The sequence below is a fragment of the Rathayibacter sp. YIM 133350 genome (assembly GCF_037404875.1).
GTDB lineage: Bacteria > Actinomycetota > Actinomycetes > Actinomycetales > Microbacteriaceae > Orlajensenia.
Genome location: NZ_JBBELO010000027.1, coordinates 26,289 through 52,529, shown reverse-complemented (window position 1 = coordinate 52,529; position 26,241 = coordinate 26,289). Strand labels below are relative to the sequence as shown.

Below are 26,241 nucleotides of genomic sequence, written 5' to 3'. Positions count from 1 at the left end.
AACCTTCGACGGACTCGAGGAGCGGACCGGATCCCCGAGCCCGTCGAAGGAGCCCAGTGTCAGGAGGTCGGCGGCACCGGCCCGAAGAGGTTCTCCACCTCCGCCATCTCCATCTCGGCCGTCGCCTGGATGAGCGCGAGCAGCTCGGGATCCAGGCCGGGCGCGAACTCCTCGAAGCGTTCGGGGGCGATGGTGGAGTTGACCCCCGCCGGCGCCTGCTCCATCGAGATCAGTTCGGTCCCGTCGTTCGACGGCGAGAGCCCTTGGAAGATCTTTCCGGCCTCGGATGCTCCCGTGAGGTCGAACGTGTACTGCTTGGACTGCAGGCCCTGATCGACCAACTCCTTCACCTCGGGGAACCGCTCGGCGTTCGTCTTGGGAATCGGCAGCAGCTTGCCCCAGTCCACGCCCAAGGTCTCGAGCGCCTTGGCGTAGGCGTTCTCGTGGGCCTGGTCGCGAACGATGAGGTACGAGATGGTGGAACGAGCCGTCTTGTTCGAGGTCATCTCGTAGATGCGGCACTTCTGCAGGCGTCCGGTGGACTCGAGCATGAGGTTGTAGATGAGATCAAGCACGAGGTTGCCGGAGTTGTACACGTACGTCCCCATCCACGGGTTGCCGGCCGCGTCGACCGGCAGGGCGCCCTGCGAGGCGACGAGGTAGTGGTGGATGTTGCCCTCTGACAGCGCGACATTGAGCGGGATGTCGCCGCCCGAGCCCGGCTTGTCGAGCGGATCGGTGGGCTTTCCGCTGTAGCCGGGAGCGCCGTCGAGCAAACGGGAGATGGTGGTTCCGATCAGCTCGACGTGGCTGATCTCCTCTGTTCCGATGCCCTGGATGAGGTCGCGGTACGGCTTCGCCGCCGCTCCGCGGAAGTTCATGCTCTGGAACAGGTACTGCATCATGGTGCGCATCTCACCGAACTGGCCGCCCAGGCCCTCCTGAAGCGCATTCGCTGCACCGGGATCCGGCTCGTCCTGTGCGATCTCGTTGATCCATCGCTGAACGTGAAAATACATCGCTGCCTCCAAGGTCGCGTGAACGGCGGATGCCGCCCATCGCCAGAGTCCGCCGTCGGCCGAGTAGCTGCAATCGGATTGCGACTCGCGTGCTCGTGCGGTAGAACCCGCGCCCACGATGTCGGGCGGGGGCTATAGCCTGCAGGAATGAGCGCATCGGCCGACCTCAACCGGCTCGGCACCGAGTTCTGGGAGTGGCGGGCCGCGACCGCGTTCCACACGTCCGACGACATCCCGAGGCTGGCCCGGCCGGCCGGATGGGTGCCCCGATTCGACCCGGAGTCGATCGAGCAGCACCGATCGCGGCGGCAGGAGTTCGCCGAGCGTTGGGCGACCGTCGACCTTGCCGACGCCGACGTTCCCACGCAGGTCGATCACCGCCTGCTCGGGTCCGCGCTCGCTCGAGTGCACTGGGAGCTCGACGTGCTGCGCAACTGGCAGCGCGATGCCGTATTCCTCTACGGCCAGGTCGTCGGCCCGTGGTTCGACCTGCTGCTGCAACCGGCGCCGTTCCGGGCGCAGCGCCAGCACGACCTCGTTACGGTGCTGCGCGCCATGCCGGATGCCGTCGAAGAGGTCATCGCGAACCTCGCCGGGCACGGCATCGCCTCGCTCGCACACGTGGCCGTCGGCCAGATGGAGAGCATCGGCGAACGGATCACCGCATCCGTCACCGCTGTGTCGGAGCACGTCGACGGCCCGACGGCGCAGGCGCTGGGCGATGCCCTGCCGCCGGCCCGGGACGCCCTGATCCGCTTGCGCGACTGGCTCGAAGAGCACGCCGCCGCACTCGGCCCCGATGCCAACATCGGACGAGACGCCTTCATCTGGTACCTGAGGCACGTGGCACTGGTGGCAGCGGAGCCCGAAGACCTCGTGCGCGCAGCGGAGCAGGACTACCGCCGGGCCGTCGCCGCCGAAGCGGCCGCACACGCGAGCCTCGTGACGGCCCGCGATCAGCCGCTTGCGGCATCCGTCGACGCCGAGGTCGAGGCGCAGGCCGCCGCCGAGAACGAGGTGCGCGAGTTCTACGAATCACGGGGGCTGCTGACCCAGCCGGCGAGCCTGCGGCACTATCGGTTCGCCCCCACGCCCGCCTACCTCGAGCCGTTCGCGATGTTCGGGGTGACCGACGACCTCGGCAACGAGAACCGCCGGTTCGAAGCCGCTACCTCGTATATTCCCGATCCGGCATCCGAGCTGCCGTACTTCGATGCGGCGAACGCCCGTGACCCGCGCCTCGGCATCATCCACGAAGGAGCGCACGCCCAACAGCTGGCTCTCTCGTGGGGAAACCCGCGTTCGATTCGCCGCCACGTCTACGACTCCGTGCCCAATGAGGGGCTCGCACACTACAACGAGGAGCTTCTGCTCAGCGCCGGCCTGTTCGCCGAGGCTCCGCCGTCGCAACGCATCGTGCACAACTTCATGCGGTTGCGCGCCCTGCGCGTGATCGTCGACGTCAACCTCGTCACCGGGGTCTTCAGTCACGCCGACGCCGTGCGGTTCTTCGTGAAGCGCGTGCCGATGGATTCGGCCACGGCCACCGAGGAGTCCGCGATGTACGTTGCAACGCCCGGGCTCGCCATGTCGTACAACGTGGGCAAGCACGAGATCCAGCGGCTGCTCGCGGATGCGATGGTGGCGAGGGGAGGCAGTTTCGACCTGCGCGCCTTCCACGACTACCTCTGGCAGAACGGCAACGTGCCCGTCTCGCTGCTGCGCTGGGAGCTGCTCGGCGACCGCTCCGACGTCGACGTGCTCGATGCGGCGAGCGGCGGAGAACCGCGCGCCTCCTAGACGCGATGCTCCGGACGGCTACGTGCTCTCCACCACGACGCCGGCGGGCACCGATGCCGTGGGTGCGCCCTTGAGCACGTGGTCGAACCAGTTGCCCAGCAGCGCCGCCGCGATCGGCAACTGTGTCGATCGGCTGATCTGGCCCCGGTCGCATCCGATGCCGAAGAACGACGAGGAGTCCACGAATCCGCAGTGGTAGCCGCCGGTGATGGTCGCGAGCGTGGCGGGAGACGGCTTGGCGTTGTACATGCCGCGCGTGGACGCGGGGCTTACGACGCCATCCGCCGAACCGACCACGTACAGCGCGGGAACGGCGATGCCGGCCGAGGCCGTCGTGGCCGACGGGTTCGTCTCGGCAGCGGCTTCGGTCGCCACGGCCTGGAGCTCGGGATGCCGGTCGGCGGCGATGAGGGCGGCGCCGCCTCCCATCGAATGGCCCGCGACGGCACCGAGGGTCTGGCTCGCGTTCGGCTGTGTGGCCCGCACCCAGGCGATCGCGCGCCAGAGGTCGTCGGCGAAGCGCGAGTGATTCGGGAACAGGCCCGCTTCGCTGTCGGGCGCGATGACCACGTAGCCGCGGGCGGCGAGGCCCTCGAGCGTCGAGGTGTAGCGCGAGCTCGACTGCACGAAGCCGTGACCGAACGCGACGACCGGGTATCCCCCGGGAGCGGCGGCGGCCGGCTGCACCAGACGTGCCGAGAAGGACCGGCCCTCGGCGGTCACCGTGACGCGGGCGGTGGTGATGGCGAGGCTTGACTGCACGGCGGTGATGGTGACTGCGGCAGGGGCGGAGGCGGGAACGGCGGCGGTCGAACCGGTCGCCGGGGCGGCGCTCGCCGGTGCCGCGGCCAGGGCGGTGGACAGGATGAGGCCGGCCGCGACGGCGAGGACGGCGAGGATGCGCTTCATGTCGCGAGGCTAGCCCCGCCGCACCGTCGGAGGGAAGGGCTCCCACCTTCCCGCACGATCAGCCGGAGCGGCGTGCGTCTTCTACTCGGCGTGCGCGGTCCGCGCGTCCATCCCGCAGGGCGCGCAGCACGAGCTCGACGATCACGTACGCCATGAGCGCCACGAACAGCCACGTGGCCACGAGGGTCGGCAGCCAGAAGGCGAGCGCGACTCCGGCGAACGAACTCGCGGTGGCGGCCAGCCCCACGATCAGCGCGGCGCGCAGGTCGACGAGTCCGCCGCGCCAGTTCGCGACCGTGCCGCTGAGAGCGGTCGGCACCATCGCGAGAAGTGACGTGCCCTTGGCGGCCAGCACGCCGACTCCGAAGAGGGCGATGAGCGAGGGAACGGCCACGATGCCGCCGCCGATGCCGAACAGCCCCGAGGCGATGCCCATGATCAGGCCGACACCGATGAGGGCGAGCGCCGTCCACAGCGTGAGCGCCACCCCGACCGCGGCATCCGTCGGCGTGTCGACGATGATGTCGACCGCGGCGATCACCAGCAGGAGGATGAACAGCCAGCGCAGCCAGTCCAGACGGATGCGTCGCAGCAGCAGCGCGCCGAGGTACGAGCCGACGATGCCGCCGATGGCCAGGAAGAGGCCTGCGGCGAGATCGACGCGGCCGCCGGCGAGGTAGCTCGCGCAGCCCGCGATCGCCGTCGGCACGATCGCGGCCAGCGAGGTCGCCGAGGCCTGCCGCTGTCCCATTCCCGCCACGATGATGAGCAGGGGAACGATGATGGTTCCGCCGCCGACGCCGAACAGCCCCGAGAACACGCCGCCGACCACGCCGACGAGCAGCAGCAGCGCCCAGTGGCCCCGACGTGCCGGCGTCGCCTCAGGTGCCACCGGCTGCGCGCTCACCGTCACATGCTAGCCGGGGCGGCGCTGGAGCCGGTTCGCGGCCGGCGTTTAGGCCAGGGAGTCCAGCACGCTGCTCGGGGGAGCGAAGAAGGTGCCTCCCGTGACGGCGGTCGAGACATCGAGCATGCGGTCGTACGCGCCCGGAGGATCGCCGATGAACATGCGCGAGAGCATCCGCTCGATCACCCAGAGATCGCGGGCGTAGCCGATGAAGTAGGTGCCGAACTCTCCCGATCCGGGGCGGCCGAAGGGCATGTTGTCGCGCAGGATGTCGTGCTCGGTGCCCTCCTCGTCCACGATCGTGGCGAGCGTCTTGTGCGACTTCTGGCCGGATGGGGCGTCGTCGAGCTCCACGTTGTCGGGCTTGGTGCGTCCCATGATCGCCTCCTGCATCTCGGTGCCCAGGCGTGACCAGGCGTCGAGATCGTGCACGTACTTCTGCGCCACGACGTAGCTGCCGCCGTTGTAGACGGGGTCGTCGGCGACGGCGGTCCAGGCGAGCATGTCGGGTCCCGTCGGGTTCGCGGTTCCGTCGACGAACCCGAGGAGGTCGCGCGAGTCGAAGTAGCGGAAACCCGGTGTCTCGTCGACCACGCTCACCGCATCGCCGAGGGCGGCCAGCAGAAGGCGCTCGAACTCGAAGCACATGTCGGGGCGGTCGGCGCGGATGTGGAAGAGCAGGTCACCGGGCGTAGAGGGGGCCGTGTGCGCCGATCCCGTGACCGCGACGAAAGGCCGCAACTGGGCGGGTCGAGCCAGTCCGGTCACGCGGTCCCAGGCATCCGACCCGATGCCCACGACGCACGACAGGCGACCCTTCAGGTCGCGGAAGCCGACCGTGCGCACGAGTCCGCCGACATCGGCGAGCACCGCGCGCACGGCGGCAACGGCGTCCGGTGTCGGAGCAACGGTGACGACGAGGAAGATGGCCGCCGTCGAGAGCGGGGCGTCGATGCTCTGCACCTCGATGGGGGTGCGGTCCCAGGCATCGGGCATCAGGCGTTCTCCGAGAGGTAGCGGTGCGCGAAGGTCACGGCCATCGCGCCCTCGCCGACGGCGGATGCGACGCGCTTGATGGAGTGGTGCCGCACGTCGCCGGCCGCGAATGAGCCGGGCACGCTCGTCTCGAGGTAGAACGGCGCTCGCGCCAGGGGCCACTGCGCCGCGTCGAGGTCGGCCGCCGTGAGGTCGGGGCCGGTGACCATGAAGCCGAGGCGGTCGCGCACGATCGCGGTGTCGGTGGCCCAGTCCGTGTCGGGGGCGCCGCCGATGCAGACGAACACCCGGGACGCCTCCAGCTGCTGCACCCCGCCGGTCAGCGTGTTCTCGACGGTGATGCCCTCGAGTCGCTCGGTGCCGGCGAGCGCGGTGATGCGGGAGTTCAGCTGCACGTCGACGTTGGGCTGGGCGACGATGCGCGACTCGAGGTAGCTCGAGAGAGTGTCGGAGAGCGCAGGCCCGCGCACGAGCATCGTGACTCGCTCGGCGTGGGCGGCCATGTTCATCACGGCCTGCCCGGCGGAGTTCGCCCCGCCCACGACGTAGACGTGCTCCCCGGCGCACTGCGACGCCTCGCTCGTGCCGGCACCGTAGTAGAGGCCGACGCCGAGAAGCGCCTGCTCGCCCGGCAGTCCCAACCGTCGCCACTCCACCCCCGTCGCGCAGATGTTCGACTTCGCGACCAGGGTGCTGCCGTCGGCGAGCGTCGCGCGAAGGCGGTTCTCGCTGAAGACGCCCTTCACTCCCTCGCGCATCATGAGCAGGTCGGCGCCGAACGAGACGGCCTGCTGCCGCGCGTGCTCGGCGAGCTCGGCTCCGGGTATGCCGTGCGGAAAGCCGAGGTAGTTCTCGATCAGGCTGCTCGATCCGGCTTGGCCGCCCACCGCCTCCTTCTCGACCAACACGACGCTGAGCCCCTCGGATGCGGCGTAGACGGCGGCGGAGAGGCCGGCCGGTCCGGCGCCGTAGATCGAGAGGTCGTACTCGGTGAGCCGCGGACGGGTGATCCAGCCCAGGCGCGCCGCGATCTCGGCGAGTGTGGGCTCGGCGACGCGTGACCCGTCCGGGAATACCACGAGGGGCAGCGCAGCGCCCGCCAGTGGCGCGCCGGTCGCCTGCCGGCACTGCTCATCCGTCTCGATCAGGGTCCAGGCGAAGTCGACGACACTGCGCGTGAGAAAGTCGCGGATGGCGTAGGCCTCGCGGGAGTAACGCGTTCCGTAGAGATGCACCCGCACCACTGCGGCGACGATCGGTTCGTGAATGCTCAACCCTCGGCTCGCTGCTCGCGTTGCGCGCGTTCCTCGAGCAGCTGCATCCAGTTCGCGGGAACGCGTTCGGCCGGTCCGGGGGACGACTGGGTGTCGGGGCGGCTGTCGGCCGGCGCCAGCCGGGGCCCGCGCACGTAGTCGTTGGCGACGTAGTCCCAGAACCAGTTCTCGCCGGGCTCGAAGCTCTGGATGTAGCGGTGGCCCGTCGTGTGGAAATGCGCGGTGGCGTGGCGGTTGAGGGAGTCGTCGCAGCATCCGACGTGCCCGCACTCGGCGCAGCGGCGCAGATGCACCCACCAGTCGCCGGACGCTTCGCACTCGACGCAGCCGGTGCCGCTCGGGGGAATGGTGGGGTCGATCGCTGAGATGCTCATGATGGGTTCAGAGTACTGGGAGAGAGCGCTCCCATGCCCGGCTCGACTTGCCACTTTTCGCGGGTTCAGGCGCGGCCGAACCCGCGAAAAGTGGCAAGTCGGGCGGTATTCGGGGTGGCCGATTACCCCGAGAACGCCTTCGTGAAGAACTCCACCGCGAGGCGATCGTAGGTCTTCGCGGCTTCGATCTGCGGGGCCGGCTCGAGGCCGGGCCACTCGGCGAGCGGATGCTCGACACCCTCGACGTAACGCACCTCGCCGATGCCGAGGGTCTCGAACTCCCGCGTGGCGTCAAGGAAGGCGGGCTCGTCGGAGCCGCCCTCGATGAGCAGGATGGGAGCGCCGCTCGCCGCGAGTTCGGGAGCCCTGGCGATGAAGTCCATTCGCTCGGCGATCGCATCGGCGGCCGGCGTCCAGGCGTACGGCTCCGGCAGGAACGGCGCCGTCGCGTCGATCATGGGACGCAGCCGCAGCATCGGGTTCACGAGGACGGCCGCCGTTGCACCGTGGGTGGTGAGCACCTCGGCAGCGATGGATGCGCCGGCCGAGCCGCCCAGGAGGCCGAGAGGGGCGGCATCCGTGACCCCGAGGCGGCGGCGCACGTCGGCGATCGCCTGGGGATATTCGGCGAGCGCCTGCTCGTGCATGGGGCCGAAGAAGTCGGTGACCATGTCGGTGCCGCTCGCGAGCATCTGCTCGAAGTCGGCGTACACGGCTCGGGCGCCTGTGAGGGGCAGGCCGAGGTAGACGACCGACGCATCGAGGCCGGCCAGCGGCAGGGCGGCGGCCATGGCGGCGGGAGTCGCGGGCGGGTCCATGAGGTGCCAGACCGCGATCACGGGGGCGTTGGGGCGCGAGGCGGCGCGAGCGACGAACGGGACGTTGTCGTCGGTTGATCCTTCGATGAGGTTCATGCGCTCGAGGCTACGCTGGACCCCCGACACGGCGGGCCGTAGGCTGCCCTCATGGCGGGCTTGCGTGCGTTGCTGACCGGCCAGCTGCTGACGGCCGAGACCTCGCGCGAGGGCGACCGGGTGACCACGCTCGAGCTGTTCTTCGACCTCGTCTATGTCTTCGCGTTCACCCAGGTGACCCAGGTGATGTCTCACGGCCATAGTGCCGAGAGCGTGCTGCAGGGCATCGCGGTGCTCGCCCTCATCTGGTGGTCGTGGACCTCCTTCGCCTGGCTCACCAACCAGGCACACGCCGATCGCGGAGTCGTGCGGGTGGGCATCATGGCGGCCATCGCGATCATGTTCATCGTCTGCCTCGTGATTCCCGAGAGCTTCAAAGACCTCGAGGGCGGCCTGTTCGCACCGATGGTGTTCGTCGTGGGCATCACGCTCGTGAGCATCGTGCATGCGGTCGTCTACTGGATCGCCGCGGGAACGGATGCTGCGCTGCGCCGGCAGATCCTGCGCAGCGTGGGCATCACCATCCTTCCCGTCTTCGTGCTCATGAGCATCGGCGCGCTGGTCGGAGGGCCTCTGCAAGCCTGGATCTGGCTCGGCGCCGCGCTTCTGGAGGGCGTGATCATCTTCGTCACGTCGCACGGCGGCGACTGGCGCATCTACTCCATGGCGCACTTCTCCGAGCGGCACGGGCTCATCGTCATCCTCGCGCTCGGGGAGTCGGTGGTGGCGACGGGGGTGGGCGTGGCGAAGCTGCCCATCAGCGTGGCGATCGTCGTCGGGTCACTGTTCGCCATCGCGCTCGCGGTCGCGATGTGGTGGAACTACTTCCATCACCTGGCCGGCGGTGTGGAGCACGCCCTCAAGCACCGGGAAGGCCGTCGACGCGTCGACGCGGCGACGGATGTCTACACGTACCTGCATCCGTTCGTCGTGGCCGGCATCCTGCTCGTCGCCCTCGGCGTGGAGGGCGCGATGCACGACATCGAATCGCCCGAACCGATCGGCCTCTTCGTGGCGTGGGCCTTGGACGGCGGACTGGCGCTCTACCTCGCGACCACCGCGGCCATCTGGCTTCGGGTGTCGGGCCAGTTCTCGCTGCTGCGCATCGCCGCGGCGGTGCTGGCGCTCGCGCTGGTGCCGGTGACGGCGGCATCCGTCGCCCTCGTGGCGCTGCCGATGCTGTTGGTCGTCTCGGTGCTGCTGGCGGTGCTCGAGGAGAGCCTGGGTCAGCGGGCCAAGGTGCGCTATCGCCGCCGCACCCCGGCTGCGTCAGGCGACTGACCCATCGAGTGGATCGGGAACATCCGGTCACCCGATCCGGTTGCGCCTGCCATGACGACACTTGGAATCATCGGAGCAGGACACATCGGCAGCCAGATCGCGCGTGCGCCGGTGGCCAACGGCTACGACGTCGTCATCGCCAACTCGCGGGGGCCCGAGACTCTCGCCAACCTCGTCGCTGAACTCGGCGAGCACGCTCGGGCCGCGACGGCGACGGATGCCGCTGCCGCCGGCGACGTGGTCGTCGTCACGGTGCCGTTCAAGGCGTACACCGACATTCCCGTCGAGCCGCTCGCCGGCAAGATCGTCATCGACACCAACAACTACTACTTCGAGCGCGACGGTCACATCGCGGTGCTCGACGAGGGCCGCGACACCGTATCGGGCCTGCTGCAGAAGCACCTAGCGCAGAGCCGGGTGGCCAAGGGCTTCAACCACATCGGCGCGGCCGCGATCACGACCGACGGTACGCCGGCCGGCACGCCCGACCGCCGGGCCCTCGGCACCGCGAGCGACTTCGAGGATGCCGCTCAGTTCGTCGGCGCCCTGTACGAGCAGTTCGGCTTCGATGTCGTCAACGTCGGTGCTCTCTCGGAGAGCTGGCGCCTCGAGCGCGACCAGCCCGCCTACGTCGTGCGGCAGAACCGCGAGGAGCTCATCGCCAACCTCGCGAAGGCGCGGCGTCCCGACGCCGCGGCCGCGTGAGAAGCATCATCCGGTCGATGCACCGGGCGCCTGCCGGTTCGGGGCAGGCGGGCGCCCGGGCGTCTGGGCTCAGTCGTACGACTCGAGCCAGGTGAGTTCGGCGATCTCTCTGGGAGTGAAAGGGACGGCCTGCCCGATGCGGCTGGCCTTCTCGTACAGGGTGACGACGGTGGCCACGTCGATGAGGTCTTCGTCGGCGTGATCGTCCGCCGTCATGGTCGAAGTGCTCACGTGCCAGCCCACGATGAACTCGGCCTGACGGGTCGCGCCCTTCTCGTCGAGCGCCGGAATGCTCACGAGGTCGATCTTCCGCTGGCGCCGCAGCACGAGCGCATAGTTCATGACGGCGTCCGCGAGTTCGTTCCCCGTGAGGAAACGGCTGCTGCCGTTCGTAACAACCTTCATGACCACCACCCCTGCGGGCTCGTCACCTGAGTACGGTCCGCTACCGGGGTCTGTGCCAACGGACCCATTTTCGCGCATCGTCGGCGCGAAATCCAGACATGCGCTCCAGGGGTCGAGGGTGAGATCCACCACGCGTTGCGACCGCGGCACCGGGGCACCGTTCAGGGGCCTCAATGGCGAACGCCCGACCGTGATCGAAGTGATCGACGGCCGGGCGTTCGGTGGTGTGTCGGCGCTGGTGTGCTCGCCGGCGGGTGGATGCAGCCCGTCATCAGAACTGGCTGCGGCTGAGCAGCACGAGCATCTGCGTGTCACGCTGACTGTTCCGACGCAGGTTCTCAGCGGCGTGGAGCAACTGCATGCCCTCGCTCGAGAGTTCCGGGCGTCCGGCGCTGCGGGAGCTCCAACGCACGAGGGCGAGACCGGTTCGACGCGCGAGGCGATCGAGCGCGGTGCTGGAGTACTGCTGAACTCGGGGTCTGGTATCTCGAGCTGTGAGGAGTTGGGTATTCACGGTGATTCCTTTGTGAGTGTGTTGATGGGTTCTTCAGTGACGTTCGGGGGAGCCGCCAGGTCGCGCACTCGTGCGCGGGCGCGGCGAAGGAGCGCACGAGAGTGCGCCGGGCTGGCCATCCTGAAACGCGGGAAGGGAGCCCTGGAGGGCGGGGAGTACGCGAGCGTTCTGGTCTGATCTCTGCGATCAACCGGATGACGCGCGGGTCACGGCAGACGACTGCTGGTCCCCGGCCGACGAGGCAGCGGGGAGGGGCGCGACGCTCGAAGCGTCAGCGACGACCGGTCAGCAGGCGAAGCGCGGGAAGGAGGCCGGGGCCTCGAACGGCGTCTTCGGGTTCGTGATCATCATGGGTCTCTCCTTCCTTCTGCGAAATCCTGCGGTGCCGAGAAGTCAACCTAGCGGGGATTCGAGAGGCGACGCAATAGGGGACAGCCCCGAGTTCGAAATCGTGACCTGACGTTCACCGACGCCGTTGTCGGAGGGTGCGCCTAACGTGAGGGTGCTCGTGCCGGAGCCGAGGAGGAGTCATGGCACGAGACGGGTTCTGGTGGTGGGTCGACGCAGCGCCATTCAGCATCGGCGACTACGCCGAGAACGCGCGCGCCGCACTTGAGCAACGAGGGTGGGCGATCGATGAGGTCGACGACATCCTCGACGGTTCGCTCGTCGATGACGACGTGGCGCGCATCATCAAATCGAGCACGGATGCGTGAGAGGCGCTTCGGTCGGGCGACGGGAATCGCTATCGGCCGCGACCTGTCGCCTCCTGCAGACGCTCGATCTCCACCGACGCCTGCGCCTTGGTGAGGTCGGCCGGCAACTGCTCACCGGCCTCGCGCGCGAGCGTGTCGAGGTAGCTGCGCTGCGCCGCGGTCATCGGCTCGTCGCCGGTGACCCAGTCCGCCGGGTCCTTGCTCGCCGCGTTGGAGTCGTCTCCGCGGGCGCCGAGGGTCTCGCCGGCGGCATCCGGGGCTGCATTCTGATCACTCATGCGGCGATGGTACGTGCGCATCGGCGGGGTGCGCCAGCGCGGGGCACCCGCTTGACAAGAGGGTGCCCCGCGAGTGCTGGCTCGAGACTCAGTCGTCGGAGACGGCGATGGTGACCTCGATGTTGCCCCGGGTCGCGTTGGAGTACGGGCAGACCTCGTGGGCGGCATCCGCCAACTGCTGGGCGGTGTCGCCGTCGATCCCGGGAAGAACGACCTCGAGCAGCACGGCGAGCGTGAAGCCCACCTCGCCGTCGGCCTTCGGGCCGATCTGCACCCGGCCGCCGACCGTCGAGCCCGAGACGTCGAGCTTCTTCGAGCGAGCGACCATGTGCAGGGCCGAATGGAAGCAGGCGGCGTAGCCGGCGGCGAACAGCTGCTCGGGGTTGGAACCCTCACCCGATCCGCCCATGCTCTTCGGAATGGCCATCTCGAGGTCGACGCGACCGTCGTCGCTGCGCACGTGGCCGTTGCGGCCCGAGCCGGTCGAGATCGCCTCGGCGGTGTAGAGCGTGTTCATGCAGGTCCTTTCGTAGGGTCGCCGATTCCTCGACGGGGGTGGTGTGGAAGTCAGGAAGGACGGTGCCGCACGGAGCGCGTCAGGCGCGCGTGTTCGCCGTCAACGCGCGCATGCCGTCCGTCAGTCGGTGCAGGCTCGCGATGAGTTCGTCGGCCTGGTCCCTGGACGCGAACCCGTAGGCAGACGCGACGCAGCCGATCGCCTCGGCGAGTTCACCGGTGACCGTGCGGCCGGCATCCGTCGCCCGCACGACGACGACTCGGGCATCGCGCGTCGAGCGCTCCCGGTGAACCAGGCCGCGCTCCTGCAGACGGCTGAGCAGCGGTGAGAGCGTGCTGGAATCGAGGGCCATGCGGGCCCCCAGGTCGCTCACCGTGACGCCATCGCTCGCGGCAGTGAGCTCGACCAGCGCGATGTACTGGGTGTACGAAAGGCTCCACTTCTCGAGCACGGCGCGGTGGGCCTGCGTGACTGCGTTCGCGGCCGCATAGATGGCGAAGCACACCATCGAGTCCAGGGGCGAGGACGCCGAGGCGGTGGGCGGTGTGGATGCCATAGTTAGATCGTACGCGATTAAATCGTGCGCGATGTAACCGCGCCGGGCGACTCCCGAGAAGCCGGTCCCTGAGCTTGTCGAAGGGCTGCACCCAGCGCGCGTCACGACGCTTCGACAGGCTCAGCGAACAGGGTGGTGGGTGCCAGCGAACGGAACGTGCGCTGGCTCGCAGCGCTTCGACAAGCTCAGGGACCGGGGTTTTCGAGGCGGGCACAGGAGGCGCGCGGGCATTCACGAGCGGTCGAGGATCACCTTGAGGGTGTCGCCATCGATGGGCGCCGACGTGTGCTCGTGGGCGATCAGCCAGGCGTCCCCATGAGGACGCAGGACCCAGGTGAGCCGATTGGCCATGGCATGATCAGGGTCGCCGTCTGCCTGCTGGGACGCATACGAGATGAACGCCGACGCGGCGATGAGCTGGTCGGATGCGATCGTGCGCACGTCGTCGACCGTCACGACGACGCGCTCGTCCTCGTCGAGGGATCCGAACCAGTCCTCGAGGGAGCCCCGCCAGGCGTCCGATCCGTCGAACTGCCAGGCCACCCACAGGTCGAAGACCCGTGTTCCCGGCTCGTAGAGCGCCAGCAGCGCCGCCGCATCCTTGGCCCCCACGGCGCGTCGGTATTCCTGGATGAGATGGGAGACGATGACGTCGGCGTTCATGGCGCTCCTTCGGCGTAGGTTGCGGCCAGCCTATGAGTGCCGGTCGGCGGCCGCATACCCCGCGGGAGGAACCGGAGGCGCGGGCGGAGGGTATTGCCCGGCTGGCGGGCACGGTAATACAGTTCGAGCGCCTGTTCATCGTTGATCGGAGGCCGTATGCCCGCGACTGCACTTCCCTCCAGCGGCGCGGAGCCGGGCGGCTCCGGTGCGAAGACCTGCGACGCGAGCGGGATGGCCGAGATACACCGCTGGTTCCGGGCCGGGTTCGCCGAGGGTCCCACCCTCGTGGCGGCCGTGGCCGAGGCGGACGCCGCCCACGCCGACATCGTCGGGGATCACTTCGCCATGCTGTCGGCGGCACTGCACAGCCATCACGAGGGCGAGGACGCCCAGCTCTGGGACCGGCTCTCCACCCGGGCGCCCGCCTGTGCCGGCCACGTCGATCGCATGAAGCAGCAGCACGCCGCGATGCTCGTGCACCTTGGGGAGCTCGACGCCGCCCTTCCCGCCTGGCGCTCCAGCGGTCGGTCGTCGGATGCGGCTGCCGTGCTGTCGGCGCTCGCCGGCATCAACGCCGCACTCGCCGTGCACCTTCCCGATGAGGAGACCACGATCGTTCCGGTGATGGAACACGTGCTCACCCAGAAGGAGGTCGACTGGTTCGGCGAACACGGCCGCCGCTCCACGCCGAAGGGTCGCATGTTCGACCAGCTCGGCGGCATCCTCGCCGCTCAGCCCGACGGCGGGGAAGACTGGATGCGCCGCAACCTGCCGGCCCCCGTGCGACTGATCTGGCGGTGGGTCGGAAAGCCGCGATACGAACGCACCCGGCAGATGCTGCTGCACGGCTGAGAAGCGCCGCCACCGCGGGGCGGTGACGGCGCTATCTCGACCGGTGGGTGATCAGTGCCGGATCAGTGCGCGAGCACCGGCTCGGGAGCGGCATCCGTCGAGCCCGCAGCTGCCGGCGTCTCGCTGTGCGAGAGCGACAGGCCCTGGCTGCGGCGCCGGAACAGCAGTGCCGAGAGCACGGCGCCGAACAGGAAGAAGCCGGCTCCCCACCAGTACGCGGTCTGGTAGCTGTGCACCGCGGCCTGCGCGACCACCTGCGGGGACGCGGGGGCGTGCGAGGCGATGTAGTCGGTCAACGCGGTCGCGGCGAGGGTGTTCAGCAGGGCGGTGCCGATCGATCCACCGACCTGCTGGCTGGTGTTGACCATCGCGGATGCCACGCCGGCGAACCGGCGGTCGACGCCGAGGGTGGCGGTCTGCATCGAGGCGGGCATGATGGAGCCCATCGCGAAGCCGAGCACGAGCAGCCCGGGCAGCACGTCGGCCGCGTAGGAACTGCCGAGGTCGAGGCGGGTCAGCCAGATCATGCCGATGGCACCGAGGGTCATGCCGAAGGGCACCATGACCTTGGGGCCGAAGCGCGGGACGAAGATGTTCGTCGAGAGCTGGGCCGCCAGCACGAGCATGCCGATCATCGGAAGGAACGAGAGCCCCGTCTGAATGGGCGAGTACCCGAGTGATGCCTGAAGGTAGTAGGTGACGAACAGAAAGATGCCGAACATGCCTGCGCCGGCGATGAGCACCGAGCTGTAGGCGGCGCCGCGATTGCGGTCGAGAATGATCGAGAGCGGCAGCAGGGGGTGCTTCGCCACGCGCTGCCAGAGCACGAACGCCACGAGCAGAACCGCGGATGCGGCGAGGAAGCCCCATGTGAGCGGCGAGTCCCAGCCATCCGTCTCGGCGTTCGAGAAGCCGTAGACGAGCGAGAACAGCGCGCCGGAGACGAGCAGGGTGCCGGGCACGTCGAGCTTCGGACGCGGGCCCGTGCGGTGAGCGTTGACCACGAAGATCGCCGCTCCGACGATGGCGACGGCAGCGATGAAGACGTTGATGTAGAGGTTCCAGCGCCAGTTGAAGTTCTCGGTGAGAACACCGCCGAGCAGCAGGCCGACGGCACCGCCCGCACCCGCGATGGCCCCGAAGACGCCGAACGCACGGGCGCGCTCCTTCGGGATCGTGAAGGTCGTCGTGAGCACGGCCAGAGCGGTCGGCGCCAGGAGGGCGCCGAACGCGCCTTGCAGAGCGCGCGCGCTCACGAGCATCCCGAACGTGGTGGCCGCGCCACCGAGGGCGGAGGCCGCGGCGAACCCGATGAGTCCGATGATGAACGTGCGCTTGCGTCCGATGAGGTCGGAGAGGCGGCCGCCGAGCAGCAGCAGGCTGCCGAAGGCGAGGGAATACGCGGTGATGACCCATTGGCGTTCGCCGTCGGTGAACCCGAGGTCGCGCTGAGCGGCGGGCAGGGCGATGTTCACGACGGTCGAGTCGAGCACCACCATCAGCTGGGCGAGAGCGACGACGGTGAGGGTCAACCAGCGGCGGGAGGACACGGGAGGGTCGGATGCCACGGGCGGGGCGGATGCCGCCGGCGAAGGGGTCGCCGCGGGCGGGAGCGGGGTCGAGGAAGTGCGAGCCATGAAGAGGACTATATACGACACTGAGCAGTTTCGGATATGAATAGTTCCTGAACTAGGCTGTCTATGAATGCAAAGTGGTGCACACTGGTAGTGAAAGGATGGTGATGGCCGCAATGACGCAGCTCGAAACCTCCGCCGCGGCGCCCGAGGAGAAGACCTCCAAGCTCGGCCGGAAGCGCGACCACAGCAGGGACCCCGAGATTCTCGACGCAGCGGTCGAGGTTCTCGCAGAGACCGGCTACGACGGCATGACGATCGATATGGTCGCTGCCCGTGCCAAGGCGGGCAAGGCGACGCTCTACCGCCGCTGGCCCTCGAAGGCCGAACTGGTGATCGATGCGGTCGCGTGCCTGAAGCAGACCGACCCGACCGCTCCCCTGCCTGATACGGGCACTCTTCGCGGTGACCTCATCGCGCTCATCAAGCCGCACTCGATCGAGGAGAGCGAGCGCAAGCTGCAGGTCATGGCGGGCATCGCCTCGATGCTCTCGCGCTCGCCGGAACTCGCCGAGACGGCCACCAAGGCACTCGTCGAACCGCGCGCGGCGATCAACCGTGCCCTCATCCAGCGGGCGATCGACCGCGGCGAGGTGCCCGCGACGCACGCGAGCGACGTCGACGTCGACGCCCTCGCCCTGCTCACGCCGGCCATGGCCTCGTACCGCACGCTGATGCTGCGCAAGCCGGTGGACCGGGCCTTCCTCATCTCGGTGATCGACGGCATCCTGCTGCCTGCCCTCGGCATCCGGCCCGGCCCCGCCGCTTCCCACCACTGACCCGCCGCGGCTCCGGCCGCCACTACCGCCCCCGCTGAACCATTTGCTCGCCGTTGATCCGCTACGGCTGGGTCAACGGACACCAAATGGTTCAGCGGCGGATGTCGGATGCGGTCGACGCGGTCGCTGAACGCCCGACGACGCGGTACGCGTGCGGATCCCAGCGCCGGGCGAGGCGGCGGAAGCGGAAGGTCCAGTCGGGCCAGAGCGCGGCGTTGCGCCCGCTCGCATCCTGGTACCACGATGCACAGCCTCCGGTCTGCCAGACCGTGCGGGTCATCTTCGCGTCGAGGGTGCGGTTGTACGCGTCGTACGCTTCCGGCCTGAGCTCGATCGCCTTGGCCCCGGAGTTGGCCATGGCTCGGATGGCGTGCACGATGTGCTCCATCTGCGACTCGGCCATGTAGACCATCGAGCTGTGGCCGAGGCCGGTGTTCGGCCCGAGCATGAGGAAGAAGTTCGGGAAACCGGGAACGGAGGCACCGAGGTACGCGCGCGCCGAGTCCCGCCAGGCATCGGCGAGCAGCACGCCGCCCCGGCCGTGCACCTGACGGGAGACCGGTACGTCGGTCACGTGGAAGCCCGTGCCGAAGATGATCGTGTCGACCGCGTGCTCGGCGCCCGTGTCATCGAGTACGGAATGCTCCCGGATCTCGCGCAGCCCAGACGCGACCACGGTCACGTTCTCGCGCTGGAGCGCGGGATACCAGTCGTCGGCGGGCACCATCCGCTTGCAGCCCAGGCGGTAGTCGGGCGTCAGGATGCGGCGCAGCGCGGCATCCGGAACCTGCCGTCTCAGGTGGGCGCGAGCCGCCGCCTCGAGCAGGCGCAGGGCCGGCGGCCACTTGGCGAACCCGGCGACGAGCAGTTCCCGCACGGCGTAGATGCGCGCGCGGGCGACTCGTTGCACGAGCGGGTGACGCCGGTACCGATCGCGCTCCCGCTCGGCGATGGGGCGCTTGCTGTGCGGAAGCACCCACGGAGCGTGCCGTTGGAAGACGTAGAGGCGCTCAACCTTCTCCGCGATGCGCGGCACGTACTGGATGGCCGAGGCGCCGGTACCGATCGAGGCGACGCGTCGCCCCGTCAGCTCGAGGGAGGGGTCCCAACGCGCCGAGTGCATGAGGTGGCCACGGAAGCGGTCGATGCCGGGAACGTCGGGCAGCCGGGGTTCGGTGAGCGGTCCGACGGCGCTCACGAGAACCTGCCCCGTCCACGGGCCTTCGCTCGTGGTGAGTCGCCAGAGCAGCGCGGACTCGTCCCAGCGCGCATCCGTCACCTCGACCGCGGTGCGCAGACTCTCGCGCAAGCCGAAGCGGTCGACGCAGGCGCGAAGGTACTCGCGGATCTCGGGCTGCGGCGAGAAGGTCGACGACCACTCCGGGTTCGGCGCGAACGAGAACGAGTACAGGTGCGAGGGCACGTCGCAGGTGCACCCGGGGTAGGTGTTCAGTCGCCACACACCGCCGACGTCGTCGGAGCGCTCGAGGATGACGACGTCATCGACGCCCGACTGGCGCAGGCGATGGGCGAGGCCGATGCCCGAGAACCCGGCGCCGATGATGAGCACCCGGGCGTGCCGAGTGGCGCCATCGGCAGCCGCGGTGTCGGATGCGGTGGCCGGGCGGCTCTGCGCCGCAGTCGTCATGCCTTCACCGTGCCACCGCGGCTCGCCTCGCGAAAGGGAATCTCACAGCGCCTACTTCAGCAGCACCGGTCCGGAATCGATGGGCACGCGGAACAGGTAGTACGGGTAGCGGCGCAGGTCTTCGCCGTCCTGGTACTTGGCTTGGCGGTGCAGCTGGTTGGCCGTGACGTAGAGGTAGCCGTCGGTCGCGATCGACATGGTGTCGGGCCACAGCATCCGCTCGTCGTGCACGAGCGTCTGCAGTTCGCCGCTTCGGAGCCGTCGCAGGATGGCATTGTGCTCGTAGTTGGTCGCGTAGAAGCGGCCCCGATCGTCGGTCTCGAGCCCGTCGGATCCGCCGCCCTTGTCGCCCTCATCGATCACGGTGGCCGCGACGGCGTCGTCGTCGAGCCCTCGATCGCGCAGCGCATCCGTCGCCACGCTGAACCAGCGCCGCGAGGCGAGCGGGCAGTACCAGAGGCGCTCGCCGTCGGCGGAGATCGCGATGCCGTCGGCACCCATCGTCACCGGCTTCGGCGGCTCGCCCTGGCTGCGCTCGGCGAAGACCCGACCCTCGGCGACAGGCACGTTCTCGTGCCACGGGAGCGCCTTGGTGCTCGGGTGATCGTGCAGGCGTCGCCAGGCCTCTCCGCTGCCGAGGTCGACCACGATGATGCCGTTCGGACCCGCGTCGGAGGAGTCGGTGATGTAGGCGAATCCCGCCTCACCGGAACGCAGGTCGAAGCGCACGTCGTTGAGGTAGGTGGTCGGAAGGGCCACGTCCGGCTCGAAGACGATGGTCTGTGCGACCTCGTCGGTGCTCAGGTCGACCCGAACCAGCTTCGGGCCGCCCGGCTTGGTGGGCTGGAACATTGGGCTGCCCGTGTCGAGGATCCACAGCCGGTCGGCCGGATCGACCACGATGCTCTGGACAGAGACGAGCGCGTTCTCGTCGTCATCGCCGGAGGGCGTGTTCCACTCCGCGCTCGGGAACGGCCGGGGATGCCCCTCCTTCAACTCGACGACGGTCGCCTCGACCTCGTCGCCCCACTTCGGGAAATTCACGAAGATGCGGCCCGTGTGCGACACGCTGATTCCCGTGGGCATGGGCCCGTCATCGAAGGTGTGCACCACCTCGAGGCGGCCGAGCGGCTCGTCGCTCGGCGAGGGCTCGTGCTCGCCGGCTCCGCCGAAGAATGCGTTCGTCATCTGTGCTCCTCACGATCGGTGGCCGCAGTCGCCCATCGCGATGGTGGCCTGCGCCGTACCCTCCAGCGAACCCGTCTCGGGCCCGGCATCCAACCCCCTTGCGCACTGCTCGTTCGCGGACTTCGGAAGCGACGGCTAGCATCCGTCAACACCGCTCACAAGCCCCTGCGCCGCTCACGGCCCGGGGCGCAGAGTGGGGATGGCGGCCGGGCCATCGAGCCGGGGCGCATCGACAGCGAGGAGCACCACCATGAGCGACGTCAACACACCCGGCAGCGTGAGCGGCGCGGACGAGGTCGATCAGACCGATCCCGACGACCCGAGCACCGAGGAGGCGTCGTCGTACAACATCGGCGCGGATCCGCGGGACGGTGACGACGTTCGCGACGATGGCAGCACCGCGGGATCCGGAGAGTCGGAAGGCTCGATCGAGTAGGTCCACCCGCGGCGAAGAGGTCCACCCACGGGGTGGACCCGGTGGTGAATCAGAACCAGATGCTGAGGTGCGGCGTGCGCTCGGCGGCGAACATCCGCTCGGCGAGTGCGAGCGTCGCTTGAGAATCGACCTCGATGGCCCCCGCTCCCGCGAGCGTGCTCGGGCGGAAGCCGCCGAGGCTGAGTGAGCCGAGCTGCGCGACGCCGAGCCGAACCACACCCGCGCCGGCCGCATCCGTCTCGCCGAGAGTCTCGAGCGACCCGCGACCCTCGTCGTCGACCTGGAGCAGGTAGCGCCCGGCGGCGAACCCGAGGTCGTCGCTCACGTCGAGCACGAGGCGTCCGGAGGCCGAGAAGCGCCGGGTACCCAAGGTTCGCACCGGGTCGAGGATGCGCACCCAGAGGTGGTCGCTCACCTCGGTCCAGCGAATCGCGCGGGAGTCGGCGATGAGCGCGGGCAGCGGCTCATCGAGCGAGCGCAGCGACGCCCGGATGCTGCCGACCAGGTCGTGCTCGACCAGGAACTTCCACAACGCGCGGTAGGCGTCATCGGTCGCGGCCGAGAAGTAGTCGACCTCGAGGTCGCCCCATCCGTGGTCGACCTCGGTGAGATGGTAGGCGACGAAGCCCTGCGCCTCTCCTTCGGCATCCGCGTAGCGCACGGTGCGCACGCCGCGCGCGCGATCGCTGTCGGGAGCGTTCAGGCCGAGCACGCGATCGAAGAGGTAGTCCCACCGGCCGATCTCACCGGGGGTACGGGCTGCCGCGCGCCGGTCGATGTCGGCGGCGCGCGGGTGGAGCGCCGCCGGTTCCACGAAGTCGACGCGGCCGGGAGATCGCGGTCCGATCCACTGCGCTCGCCGGCGATCCACCTCGACCGATGCGATCCGGCTCGCCGCGCCGTAGCCGAAGCGCCCGTAGATGGTCGCCTCGCTTGCCGTGAGTATCGCCACCGGCACCCCGGCGGCGCTCGCCGTGCGCAGCTCGCCCTGCATCAGGGCGCGGGCGATGCCGCGCCGCCGGTGGGTCGGCGCGACCGTCACGGCGCTCACCGCCCACGCGGCGAGCGCGTCCCCGCCGGGCATCGTGAGAGGTGCCACCCATGACGACACGGTTGCGACGGGCACGGCGGCATCCGGAACCGCGCCGTCCCACACGCCGGTCGTGCGGCGCGTGGCGAGGCCCGCGAGGTTCGCACCTAAAACCTCTTCGGTGAGCCGGCGTTCGAGGAACCCGCGGCCGACCGCCTGGAACCAGGATGCGAAGGCGACAGCGTCGCTGGTGTCGACGAGCCCGTACTCCAGCCCGTGGGTTGCCAGGTCGGCGCGGGCCACCTCGTCGAGCGAGCGCGCCGCGGCATCCGGCAGCCGATCGGCGGCCGTCGAGCTCCTGCCGGTGCCCTGGCTCATTGCTCCAGACTATCCATGTGCGCCGGAGCGCCCCGGTGGAGCGTTCGTTCCGGCCGTTGGCTCTCGCGGTCACTGCCTGCGAGACTCGAGCGGTGATCCCTGCCCCGACCTCGCCCTCCGCCGCCGAACTGGCCGAGCGCGTGCTCGCCCTGGCTGCGGCGAACCCGGATCGACGCGTTCTCGTGGGCATCGCCGGGTCGCCCGGCGCGGGCAAGAGCACCGTGGCGGCCGCCGTCGTCGGGCGACTGAACGAGCTGCGGGAAGCCGCCGCCGTTCACGTGCCGATGGACGGCTTCCACCTGGCCTCCTCGACGCTTCACCGGCTCGGCGCCGCCGACCGGAAGGGCGCCATCGACACGTTCGACGGGTGGGGGTTCCTCGCCCTGCTCGACCGCATCCGTCACGAACGCGGTCACACCGTCTATGCGCCGGGCTTCGACCGTCGCATCGAGGAACCGGTGGCCGCACAGATCGCCGTGGAGCCCGAGACGCGCTTCGTGGTCGTCGAGGGCAACTACTTGCTCGTGCGCGCCGAGCCGTGGGGCGGCGTGCGAGCGCGACTCGACGAGGCCTGGTTCTGCGAAGCCCCCGAACCCGAACGGATGCGACGGCTCGTCGAACGGCACGTCGCCGGCGGGCGGAACCCGGATGCCGCGCGTGCGTGGGCGCGCGACGTGGACGGCGCCAATGCCGCGATGATCGCCCCCACCCGCGAGAGCGCCGACCTCATCGTCTGCTGCGGCGAGAGCGGAGCCGGCTGAGAGCAGGCGACGCAGCCTCCGCTCACTCCGTCGGATCGAGGTCCGGTCCGAGGTGCTCTTCTGCATCCTTCTCGAGTCCGCCGCCGGGGCCGAGCTGGGCGTCGTTGACCTTCGCGCCGAGGTCGTGGCCCCCGCCGTCGGCGTCATCCGCGTCATCCGCAGTCTCGGCGGCTGCATCCGCCTGGGAAGCCAGTTCGTCCTTCGACTCGCCGGTCGGCGTCTGTGCGTTCTGGTCTGACATGGGGCCTCCTCGTTCGATCGACACGTCCCTGCAGCCTGCGCCCTGCAGGCGACCGCGGCAAGGGGGTTGCGAGAGACCGGATGCTCAGGGACTCGACAAGCTCAGGGAGCAGTCGGCTCCGTCGGCTCGCGCAGCGTCGAGAGGGTGCGCGCCGTCGGGTCGAGGGCTTCGGCGTCGGCCACCGCGGTGCCCATGAGAGGCGTCGAGCGCCATTCGACGAGAGTCCAGGTTCCATCCTCGCCGGAGTCGAGACTGACCATTCCGGTGTTGTCGAGCTCGTGCGTCGCAGCATAGGAACCGTCGATATCGCTCGCGCGTGCGGCCGCCCAGGCCCTGATCGCCATGCCGTGGCTGAAGACGGCGGCGGTCTCGACGCCGGTGGCCACCACGTCGGCGATGGCGGCGTCGAAGCGGGAGAAGAACTCGTGCCCGTCGGGGCCGCCGGGCATACGCCGAGCCATGTCGCCCTCGGCCCAGGCGAATGCGGTCGTGAGGTAGGTGTGCACGGAGGCGATGTCGCTGAGATCCTCAAGGGATCCGGCCTCGATCTCGTTCAGTCCGCCGAGCACGGTGCCCGAGAGGTTCAGGTGCTCGGCAAGCGGGACGGCGGTCTCGTGGGTGCGCACGAGCCTCGAGATGAAGATGGCCTCGGGGTTCCGCTCGGCGAGCGCGTCCGGAATGCCCTTCGACTGACGGTCGCCGAGTTCGGTGAGGCTCGGACCGGGTGCATCGGTGTCGAGCAGGCCGAGCACGTTCGAGGAGGTCTGCCCGTGCCGGATGAGTAGCAGCCGCATGGCCGCCAGCCTAACTCGCGGTCCCGTCTCGACGCCCGGACATGAACGAGCCCCCGACCGTGGGCACGGGTCGGGGGCTCGCGATGCGCGACAGGAGGCGCGCATCCGGTGCATGCCTACTGGGGCATGAGCACCGTGTCAATGAGGTAGACGGTCGCGTTGGCGGTGTGAACGCCTCCGCAGATGACCTTGGCGCCGTTGACCATGATGTCGTCGCCGCTTCCGGTGACGGTCACGGTGCCGCCCTGAACCGTGGCGTGGTCGCCGTCGATGGCGTCAGGGGCGATCTGGCCGGGAACCACGTGGTAGGTGAGGATATTGGTCAGGGTGTCGGAGTCGGTCTTCAGCGAGTCGATCGTCGCGGTGTCGATCTTGGCGAAGGCGTCATCCACGGGCGCGAAGACGGTGAACTCCGAGCCGTTCAGCGTGTCGACGAGGTTGACGTTCGGGTTCAGCTGCCCCGACACCGCGGCGGTGAGGGTCTTCAGCAGCGGGTTGTTGGATGCGGCGACGGCAACGGGGTCGGCGGCCATGCCGGCAACCGAGCCTGCGCCATCGGGAACCTGCTCGGCGTAGGCGGCGCATCCGCTGCCCACGAGGTCGGCGGCCGGATCCATCGTGGTCGCTTCGGGCGTGGACGACGACATGCTGTCATCGGATTTGGAGGTGGTCTCGGATGCCGAACCGCCGGAGGAACAGGCGGTGAGGCCGAGCGTCGCGACCGCGACGAGTGAGAGCGCGGCGAGCGCCGTGCGCGAGGTGTGTCGCATTGTTCTACTCCTTCAGTGTGCGGCCCACGTGCTGTGGGGCCGTCACGCTCTCTTCGGAGTGGCGGAGAGGCCGGATTGCTAACCGAGTGAGATTTCTCACACGCCCGTCGAACAATCCGCGACCCCCGTCACGCCGAATACCGACTGAAACTCGGAGGCGCTTTGATCTCGCTCGCACTCATCGGCTTCATCGGAGGCCTCATCACCGGCATCTCGCCCTGCATCCTGCCGGTGCTGCCGGTGATCTTCCTCTCCGGCGGCGCCCAGAACGCGCGAACGGATGCGGACCGCGCCGCCCGGCAGGCCCGGTGGCGCCCCTACCTCGTCATCGTCGGGCTCGTGCTGAGCTTCAGCGTCTTCACGCTCGTGGGGTCGCTCTTGCTCGCACTGCTGCACCTGCCGCAGGACTTCCTGCTGTGGGCGGGCGTGATCGTTCTCGTGCTCATCGGCATCGGCCTCATCGTGCCCCGCTTCGAGGCGCTGCTGGAGAAGCCCTTCGTGTGGATCCCGAAGAAGGACGTCGGCACCGACCGCTCCGGCATCGGCCTGGGGCTGGCTCTCGGAGCCGTGTACGTACCGTGTGCCGGGCCGGTGCTCGCGGCCATCACGGTTGCCGGCTCGACCGGTCGCATCGGAGCCGAGACGATCGTCCTCACCGTGAGCTTCGCCGTCGGAACCGCACTGCCGCTGCTCGTGTTCGCGCTCGCAGGGCGACGCGTCGCCGAGCGGGTGAAGACGTTCCGCGCCCACCAGCGCGGCATCCGCATCACGGGAGGCGTCGTCATGATCGCCCTCGCGATCGGGTTGGCTGCGGGGCTGCCGGCGGTGCTGCAGCGCCTCATCCCCGACTACACGGCGGGCTTCCAGCGCCAGCTCGCCGGTTCGAGCGAGGTGAAGAAGGCGCTCGGCCTCGGCGGCATCGTGACGGATGCCAACCGGCAGCTCTCGAGGTGCACCGACGGCCACCCGACGCTGCAGTCGTGCGGGCAGGCGCCGCCGCTCACCGGCATCCAGGAATGGTTCAACACCCCTGGCGACGCACCACTCGCGCTCGACCGGTTGCGCGGCCACGTCGTGCTGGTGGACTTCTGGGCGTACTCCTGCATCAACTGCCAGCGCTCGATTCCGCACGTCGTCGCCTGGGACAAGGCGTATCGCGATGCCGGTCTCACCGTGATCGGCGTGCACGCCCCCGAGTACGCCTTCGAGAAGGAGGTGCGCAACGTGAAGTCGGGCGCCGCGGACTTCGGCATCGACTACCCCGTCGCCATCGACAACTCGCTCTCCACCTGGACCGGCTACCGCAACCGCTACTGGCCGGCGCACTACCTCATCGACGCGAAGGGCGTCGTACGGCACATCTCATTCGGCGAAGGCGGTTACGACGTCACCGAGAAGCTCCTGCGAGAACTGCTGCAGGATGCGAACCCGGCTGCCGCCCTGCCGCGGCCGACGGAGGTCGCCGACTCGACGCCCGACACCGCCGCCATCACCCGGGAGACGTTCCTCGGCTCGACCAAGCAGGTGAACTTCGCGGGCAAGCAGAGCTACACGGCGGGGGACCGCTCGTTCGCGGCGCCCAAGAAGCTCCCGGCCGACAGCTTCGCCCTCGACGGTGACTGGGCGCTCGGAACGCAGAACATCACGCCCACCGGGAGCACGGCATCCGTCGCCCTGGCCTACGACGCCCGCGAGGTGCGGATGGTGCTCGGCGGCGAGGGAACGGTGAAGGTCACGACCCCGTCGGGAAGCCGCACGATCCAGGTGCACGGCGTTCCCACCTCCTACCGCCTGCTGTCGACGGACGACGTGGGGAAGGGCGAGCTGAGTGTGGAGGTGAGTGCGGGTGTCGACGCTTACTCATTCACCTTCGGTTGAGTTCCGCCGCAGGGCGGGCCGTGG

The 26,241-nt window shown here is 69.3% G+C and carries 29 protein-coding genes; 9 read left to right on the top strand and 20 right to left on the bottom strand.

Going from position 1 to position 26,241, the window contains the following annotated elements; all coding sequences use genetic code 11:
• Window positions 1-59: 59 nt before the first annotated feature.
• Window positions 60-1,019, bottom strand: a complete 960-nt coding sequence (locus tag WDJ51_RS08455; RefSeq protein WP_337852007.1) for a manganese catalase family protein — start codon at window positions 1,017-1,019, stop codon at window positions 60-62.
• A 147-nt stretch (window positions 1,020-1,166) separates the two neighbouring features.
• On the opposite strand from WDJ51_RS08455, the gene WDJ51_RS08450 reads away from it, so the two are divergent.
• Entirely contained in the window at window positions 1,167-2,819 is a 1,653-nt protein-coding gene (locus WDJ51_RS08450; RefSeq protein WP_337852006.1) for a DUF885 family protein, read from the top strand.
• Between the two features lie 18 nt (window positions 2,820-2,837).
• On the opposite strand, the gene WDJ51_RS08445 is transcribed toward WDJ51_RS08450, so the two are convergent.
• The 6 genes from WDJ51_RS08445 to WDJ51_RS08420 form a co-directional block, all read right to left on the bottom strand.
• A complete protein-coding gene (locus tag WDJ51_RS08445) occupies window positions 2,838-3,728 on the bottom strand; it encodes an alpha/beta hydrolase (protein ID WP_337852005.1) in 891 nt (296 codons plus the stop codon).
• A gap of 58 nt (window positions 3,729-3,786) precedes the next feature.
• Window positions 3,787-4,635 carry a sulfite exporter TauE/SafE family protein gene (locus WDJ51_RS08440; protein WP_337852004.1) on the bottom strand — a complete coding sequence of 283 codons (849 nt, stop codon included), beginning with the start codon at window positions 4,633-4,635 and terminating at the stop codon, window positions 3,787-3,789.
• 48 nt (window positions 4,636-4,683) lie between these two features.
• Window positions 4,684-5,631: a Dyp-type peroxidase gene (locus WDJ51_RS08435; protein WP_337852003.1), complete on the bottom strand. Its 948-nt coding sequence runs from the start codon at window positions 5,629-5,631 to the stop codon at window positions 4,684-4,686.
• Complete coding sequence (locus tag WDJ51_RS08430) at window positions 5,631-6,905, bottom strand: NAD(P)/FAD-dependent oxidoreductase (protein ID WP_337852002.1); 1,275 nt, start codon at window positions 6,903-6,905, stop codon at window positions 5,631-5,633. The genes WDJ51_RS08435 and WDJ51_RS08430 overlap by 1 nt, the downstream gene beginning before the upstream one ends.
• Entirely contained in the window at window positions 6,902-7,279 is a 378-nt protein-coding gene (locus WDJ51_RS08425) for a UBP-type zinc finger domain-containing protein (RefSeq protein ID WP_337852001.1), read from the bottom strand. Before WDJ51_RS08425 ends, WDJ51_RS08430 begins: the two co-directional genes overlap by 4 nt.
• A 122-nt stretch (window positions 7,280-7,401) precedes the next feature.
• Complete coding sequence (locus tag WDJ51_RS08420; RefSeq protein WP_337852000.1) at window positions 7,402-8,193, bottom strand: hypothetical protein; 792 nt, start codon at window positions 8,191-8,193, stop codon at window positions 7,402-7,404.
• A 51-nt stretch (window positions 8,194-8,244) separates the two neighbouring features.
• Here WDJ51_RS08420 and WDJ51_RS08415 point away from each other — a divergent pair, with 51 nt between their 5' ends.
• Together WDJ51_RS08415 and WDJ51_RS08410 are read left to right on the top strand one after the other, a co-directional pair.
• Window positions 8,245-9,474, top strand: a complete 1,230-nt coding sequence (locus tag WDJ51_RS08415; RefSeq protein ID WP_337851999.1) for a low temperature requirement protein A — start codon at window positions 8,245-8,247, stop codon at window positions 9,472-9,474.
• A gap of 51 nt (window positions 9,475-9,525) precedes the next feature.
• Complete coding sequence (locus WDJ51_RS08410; protein ID WP_337851998.1) at window positions 9,526-10,179, top strand: NADPH-dependent F420 reductase; 654 nt, start codon at window positions 9,526-9,528, stop codon at window positions 10,177-10,179.
• A gap of 69 nt (window positions 10,180-10,248) precedes the next feature.
• On the opposite strand, the gene WDJ51_RS08405 is transcribed toward WDJ51_RS08410, so the two are convergent.
• Together WDJ51_RS08405 and WDJ51_RS08400 are read right to left on the bottom strand one after the other, a co-directional pair.
• The gene (locus WDJ51_RS08405; RefSeq protein ID WP_337851997.1) at window positions 10,249-10,584 is read right to left on the bottom strand and encodes a hypothetical protein; all 336 of its coding nucleotides are present in this window, start codon (window positions 10,582-10,584) and stop codon (window positions 10,249-10,251) included.
• Between the two features lie 271 nt (window positions 10,585-10,855).
• On the bottom strand, window positions 10,856-11,098 hold the full coding sequence (locus tag WDJ51_RS08400; RefSeq protein WP_337851996.1) for a hypothetical protein: 243 nt from the start codon (window positions 11,096-11,098) through the stop codon (window positions 10,856-10,858).
• Between the two features lie 530 nt (window positions 11,099-11,628).
• Here WDJ51_RS08400 and WDJ51_RS08395 point away from each other — a divergent pair.
• Window positions 11,629-11,814, top strand: a complete 186-nt coding sequence (locus tag WDJ51_RS08395; RefSeq protein ID WP_337851995.1) for a hypothetical protein — start codon at window positions 11,629-11,631, stop codon at window positions 11,812-11,814.
• Window positions 11,815-11,843: 29 nt separating this feature from the next.
• On the opposite strand, the gene WDJ51_RS08390 is transcribed toward WDJ51_RS08395, so the two are convergent.
• The 4 genes from WDJ51_RS08390 to WDJ51_RS08375 form a co-directional block, all read right to left on the bottom strand.
• A complete protein-coding gene (locus WDJ51_RS08390) occupies window positions 11,844-12,092 on the bottom strand; it encodes a DUF3072 domain-containing protein (protein ID WP_337851994.1) in 249 nt (82 codons plus the stop codon).
• Between the two features lie 88 nt (window positions 12,093-12,180).
• A complete protein-coding gene (locus WDJ51_RS08385; protein ID WP_337851993.1) occupies window positions 12,181-12,609 on the bottom strand; it encodes an organic hydroperoxide resistance protein in 429 nt (142 codons plus the stop codon).
• A 79-nt stretch (window positions 12,610-12,688) separates the two neighbouring features.
• Complete coding sequence (locus WDJ51_RS08380; protein ID WP_337851992.1) at window positions 12,689-13,165, bottom strand: MarR family winged helix-turn-helix transcriptional regulator; 477 nt, start codon at window positions 13,163-13,165, stop codon at window positions 12,689-12,691.
• Window positions 13,166-13,396: 231 nt separating this feature from the next.
• Window positions 13,397-13,828: a nuclear transport factor 2 family protein gene (locus WDJ51_RS08375; RefSeq protein WP_337851991.1), complete on the bottom strand. Its 432-nt coding sequence runs from the start codon at window positions 13,826-13,828 to the stop codon at window positions 13,397-13,399.
• A 156-nt stretch (window positions 13,829-13,984) separates the two neighbouring features.
• Here WDJ51_RS08375 and WDJ51_RS08370 point away from each other — a divergent pair, with 156 nt between their 5' ends.
• Window positions 13,985-14,680, top strand: coding sequence for a hemerythrin domain-containing protein (locus WDJ51_RS08370; protein WP_337851990.1), 696 nt, complete (start codon window positions 13,985-13,987; stop codon window positions 14,678-14,680).
• A 62-nt stretch (window positions 14,681-14,742) separates the two neighbouring features.
• Here the strand turns inward: WDJ51_RS08370 and WDJ51_RS08365 are convergent, their stop codons facing one another.
• Window positions 14,743-16,317 carry an MFS transporter gene (locus WDJ51_RS08365; RefSeq protein ID WP_337851989.1) on the bottom strand — a complete coding sequence of 525 codons (1,575 nt, stop codon included), beginning with the start codon at window positions 16,315-16,317 and terminating at the stop codon, window positions 14,743-14,745.
• 104 nt (window positions 16,318-16,421) lie between these two features.
• Between WDJ51_RS08365 and WDJ51_RS08360 the strand changes: the two genes are divergently transcribed.
• Window positions 16,422-17,093 carry a TetR/AcrR family transcriptional regulator gene (locus tag WDJ51_RS08360; protein ID WP_337851988.1) on the top strand — a complete coding sequence of 224 codons (672 nt, stop codon included), beginning with the start codon at window positions 16,422-16,424 and terminating at the stop codon, window positions 17,091-17,093.
• 91 nt (window positions 17,094-17,184) lie between these two features.
• Here the strand turns inward: WDJ51_RS08360 and WDJ51_RS08355 are convergent, their stop codons facing one another.
• Both WDJ51_RS08355 and WDJ51_RS08350 read right to left on the bottom strand, forming a co-directional pair.
• Window positions 17,185-18,741, bottom strand: coding sequence for a flavin-containing monooxygenase (locus tag WDJ51_RS08355; protein WP_337851987.1), 1,557 nt, complete (start codon window positions 18,739-18,741; stop codon window positions 17,185-17,187).
• Window positions 18,742-18,792: 51 nt separating this feature from the next.
• On the bottom strand, window positions 18,793-19,929 hold the full coding sequence (locus WDJ51_RS08350) for an L-dopachrome tautomerase-related protein (RefSeq protein ID WP_337851986.1): 1,137 nt from the start codon (window positions 19,927-19,929) through the stop codon (window positions 18,793-18,795).
• A gap of 250 nt (window positions 19,930-20,179) precedes the next feature.
• On the opposite strand from WDJ51_RS08350, the gene WDJ51_RS08345 reads away from it, so the two are divergent.
• Entirely contained in the window at window positions 20,180-20,365 is a 186-nt protein-coding gene (locus WDJ51_RS08345; protein ID WP_337851985.1) for a hypothetical protein, read from the top strand.
• Window positions 20,366-20,414: 49 nt separating this feature from the next.
• Here the strand turns inward: WDJ51_RS08345 and WDJ51_RS08340 are convergent, their stop codons facing one another.
• The gene (locus tag WDJ51_RS08340; RefSeq protein ID WP_337851984.1) at window positions 20,415-21,773 is read right to left on the bottom strand and encodes a GNAT family N-acetyltransferase; all 1,359 of its coding nucleotides are present in this window, start codon (window positions 21,771-21,773) and stop codon (window positions 20,415-20,417) included.
• A 92-nt stretch (window positions 21,774-21,865) separates the two neighbouring features.
• On the opposite strand from WDJ51_RS08340, the gene WDJ51_RS08335 reads away from it, so the two are divergent.
• Complete coding sequence (locus WDJ51_RS08335) at window positions 21,866-22,534, top strand: nucleoside/nucleotide kinase family protein (RefSeq protein WP_337851983.1); 669 nt, start codon at window positions 21,866-21,868, stop codon at window positions 22,532-22,534.
• A gap of 22 nt (window positions 22,535-22,556) precedes the next feature.
• Here the strand turns inward: WDJ51_RS08335 and WDJ51_RS08330 are convergent, their stop codons facing one another.
• The 3 genes from WDJ51_RS08330 to WDJ51_RS08320 all read right to left on the bottom strand — a co-directional run bounded on the left by WDJ51_RS08330 (window position 22,557) and on the right by WDJ51_RS08320 (window position 24,339).
• Window positions 22,557-22,775 (bottom strand): hypothetical protein, encoded by a 219-nt coding sequence (locus WDJ51_RS08330; protein ID WP_337851982.1) that lies wholly within the window; start codon window positions 22,773-22,775, stop codon window positions 22,557-22,559.
• A 101-nt stretch (window positions 22,776-22,876) separates the two neighbouring features.
• On the bottom strand, window positions 22,877-23,569 hold the full coding sequence (locus WDJ51_RS08325) for a histidine phosphatase family protein (RefSeq protein WP_337851981.1): 693 nt from the start codon (window positions 23,567-23,569) through the stop codon (window positions 22,877-22,879).
• Between the two features lie 116 nt (window positions 23,570-23,685).
• On the bottom strand, window positions 23,686-24,339 hold the full coding sequence (locus tag WDJ51_RS08320) for a fasciclin domain-containing protein (RefSeq protein WP_337851980.1): 654 nt from the start codon (window positions 24,337-24,339) through the stop codon (window positions 23,686-23,688).
• A 162-nt stretch (window positions 24,340-24,501) separates the two neighbouring features.
• On the opposite strand from WDJ51_RS08320, the gene WDJ51_RS08315 reads away from it, so the two are divergent.
• Entirely contained in the window at window positions 24,502-26,217 is a 1,716-nt protein-coding gene (locus WDJ51_RS08315; RefSeq protein WP_337851979.1) for a cytochrome c biogenesis protein DipZ, read from the top strand.
• Window positions 26,218-26,241 lie beyond the last annotated feature (24 nt).

Coding starts and splice junctions, on each gene's coding strand:
- WDJ51_RS08455 (WP_337852007.1), bottom strand. CDS start 1,019: ATGTATTTTCACGTTCAGCGATGGATCAACGAGATCGCACAGGACGAG.
- WDJ51_RS08450 (WP_337852006.1), top strand. CDS start 1,167: ATGAGCGCATCGGCCGACCTCAACCGGCTCGGCACCGAGTTCTGGGAG.
- WDJ51_RS08445 (WP_337852005.1), bottom strand. CDS start 3,728: ATGAAGCGCATCCTCGCCGTCCTCGCCGTCGCGGCCGGCCTCATCCTG.
- WDJ51_RS08435 (WP_337852003.1), bottom strand. CDS start 5,631: ATGCCCGATGCCTGGGACCGCACCCCCATCGAGGTGCAGAGCATCGAC.
- WDJ51_RS08425 (WP_337852001.1), bottom strand. CDS start 7,279: ATGAGCATCTCAGCGATCGACCCCACCATTCCCCCGAGCGGCACCGGC.
- WDJ51_RS08420 (WP_337852000.1), bottom strand. CDS start 8,193: ATGAACCTCATCGAAGGATCAACCGACGACAACGTCCCGTTCGTCGCT.
- WDJ51_RS08415 (WP_337851999.1), top strand. CDS start 8,245: ATGGCGGGCTTGCGTGCGTTGCTGACCGGCCAGCTGCTGACGGCCGAG.
- WDJ51_RS08410 (WP_337851998.1), top strand. CDS start 9,526: ATGACGACACTTGGAATCATCGGAGCAGGACACATCGGCAGCCAGATC.
- WDJ51_RS08405 (WP_337851997.1), bottom strand. CDS start 10,584: ATGAAGGTTGTTACGAACGGCAGCAGCCGTTTCCTCACGGGGAACGAA.
- WDJ51_RS08395 (WP_337851995.1), top strand. CDS start 11,629: ATGGCACGAGACGGGTTCTGGTGGTGGGTCGACGCAGCGCCATTCAGC.
- WDJ51_RS08390 (WP_337851994.1), bottom strand. CDS start 12,092: ATGAGTGATCAGAATGCAGCCCCGGATGCCGCCGGCGAGACCCTCGGC.
- WDJ51_RS08385 (WP_337851993.1), bottom strand. CDS start 12,609: ATGAACACGCTCTACACCGCCGAGGCGATCTCGACCGGCTCGGGCCGC.
- WDJ51_RS08380 (WP_337851992.1), bottom strand. CDS start 13,165: ATGGCATCCACACCGCCCACCGCCTCGGCGTCCTCGCCCCTGGACTCG.
- WDJ51_RS08375 (WP_337851991.1), bottom strand. CDS start 13,828: ATGAACGCCGACGTCATCGTCTCCCATCTCATCCAGGAATACCGACGC.
- WDJ51_RS08370 (WP_337851990.1), top strand. CDS start 13,985: ATGCCCGCGACTGCACTTCCCTCCAGCGGCGCGGAGCCGGGCGGCTCC.
- WDJ51_RS08365 (WP_337851989.1), bottom strand. CDS start 16,317: ATGGCTCGCACTTCCTCGACCCCGCTCCCGCCCGCGGCGACCCCTTCG.
- WDJ51_RS08360 (WP_337851988.1), top strand. CDS start 16,422: ATGGCCGCAATGACGCAGCTCGAAACCTCCGCCGCGGCGCCCGAGGAG.
- WDJ51_RS08355 (WP_337851987.1), bottom strand. CDS start 18,741: ATGACGACTGCGGCGCAGAGCCGCCCGGCCACCGCATCCGACACCGCG.
- WDJ51_RS08350 (WP_337851986.1), bottom strand. CDS start 19,929: ATGACGAACGCATTCTTCGGCGGAGCCGGCGAGCACGAGCCCTCGCCG.
- WDJ51_RS08345 (WP_337851985.1), top strand. CDS start 20,180: ATGAGCGACGTCAACACACCCGGCAGCGTGAGCGGCGCGGACGAGGTC.
- WDJ51_RS08340 (WP_337851984.1), bottom strand. CDS start 21,773: ATGAGCCAGGGCACCGGCAGGAGCTCGACGGCCGCCGATCGGCTGCCG.
- WDJ51_RS08330 (WP_337851982.1), bottom strand. CDS start 22,775: ATGTCAGACCAGAACGCACAGACGCCGACCGGCGAGTCGAAGGACGAA.
- WDJ51_RS08325 (WP_337851981.1), bottom strand. CDS start 23,569: ATGCGGCTGCTACTCATCCGGCACGGGCAGACCTCCTCGAACGTGCTC.
- WDJ51_RS08320 (WP_337851980.1), bottom strand. CDS start 24,339: ATGCGACACACCTCGCGCACGGCGCTCGCCGCGCTCTCACTCGTCGCG.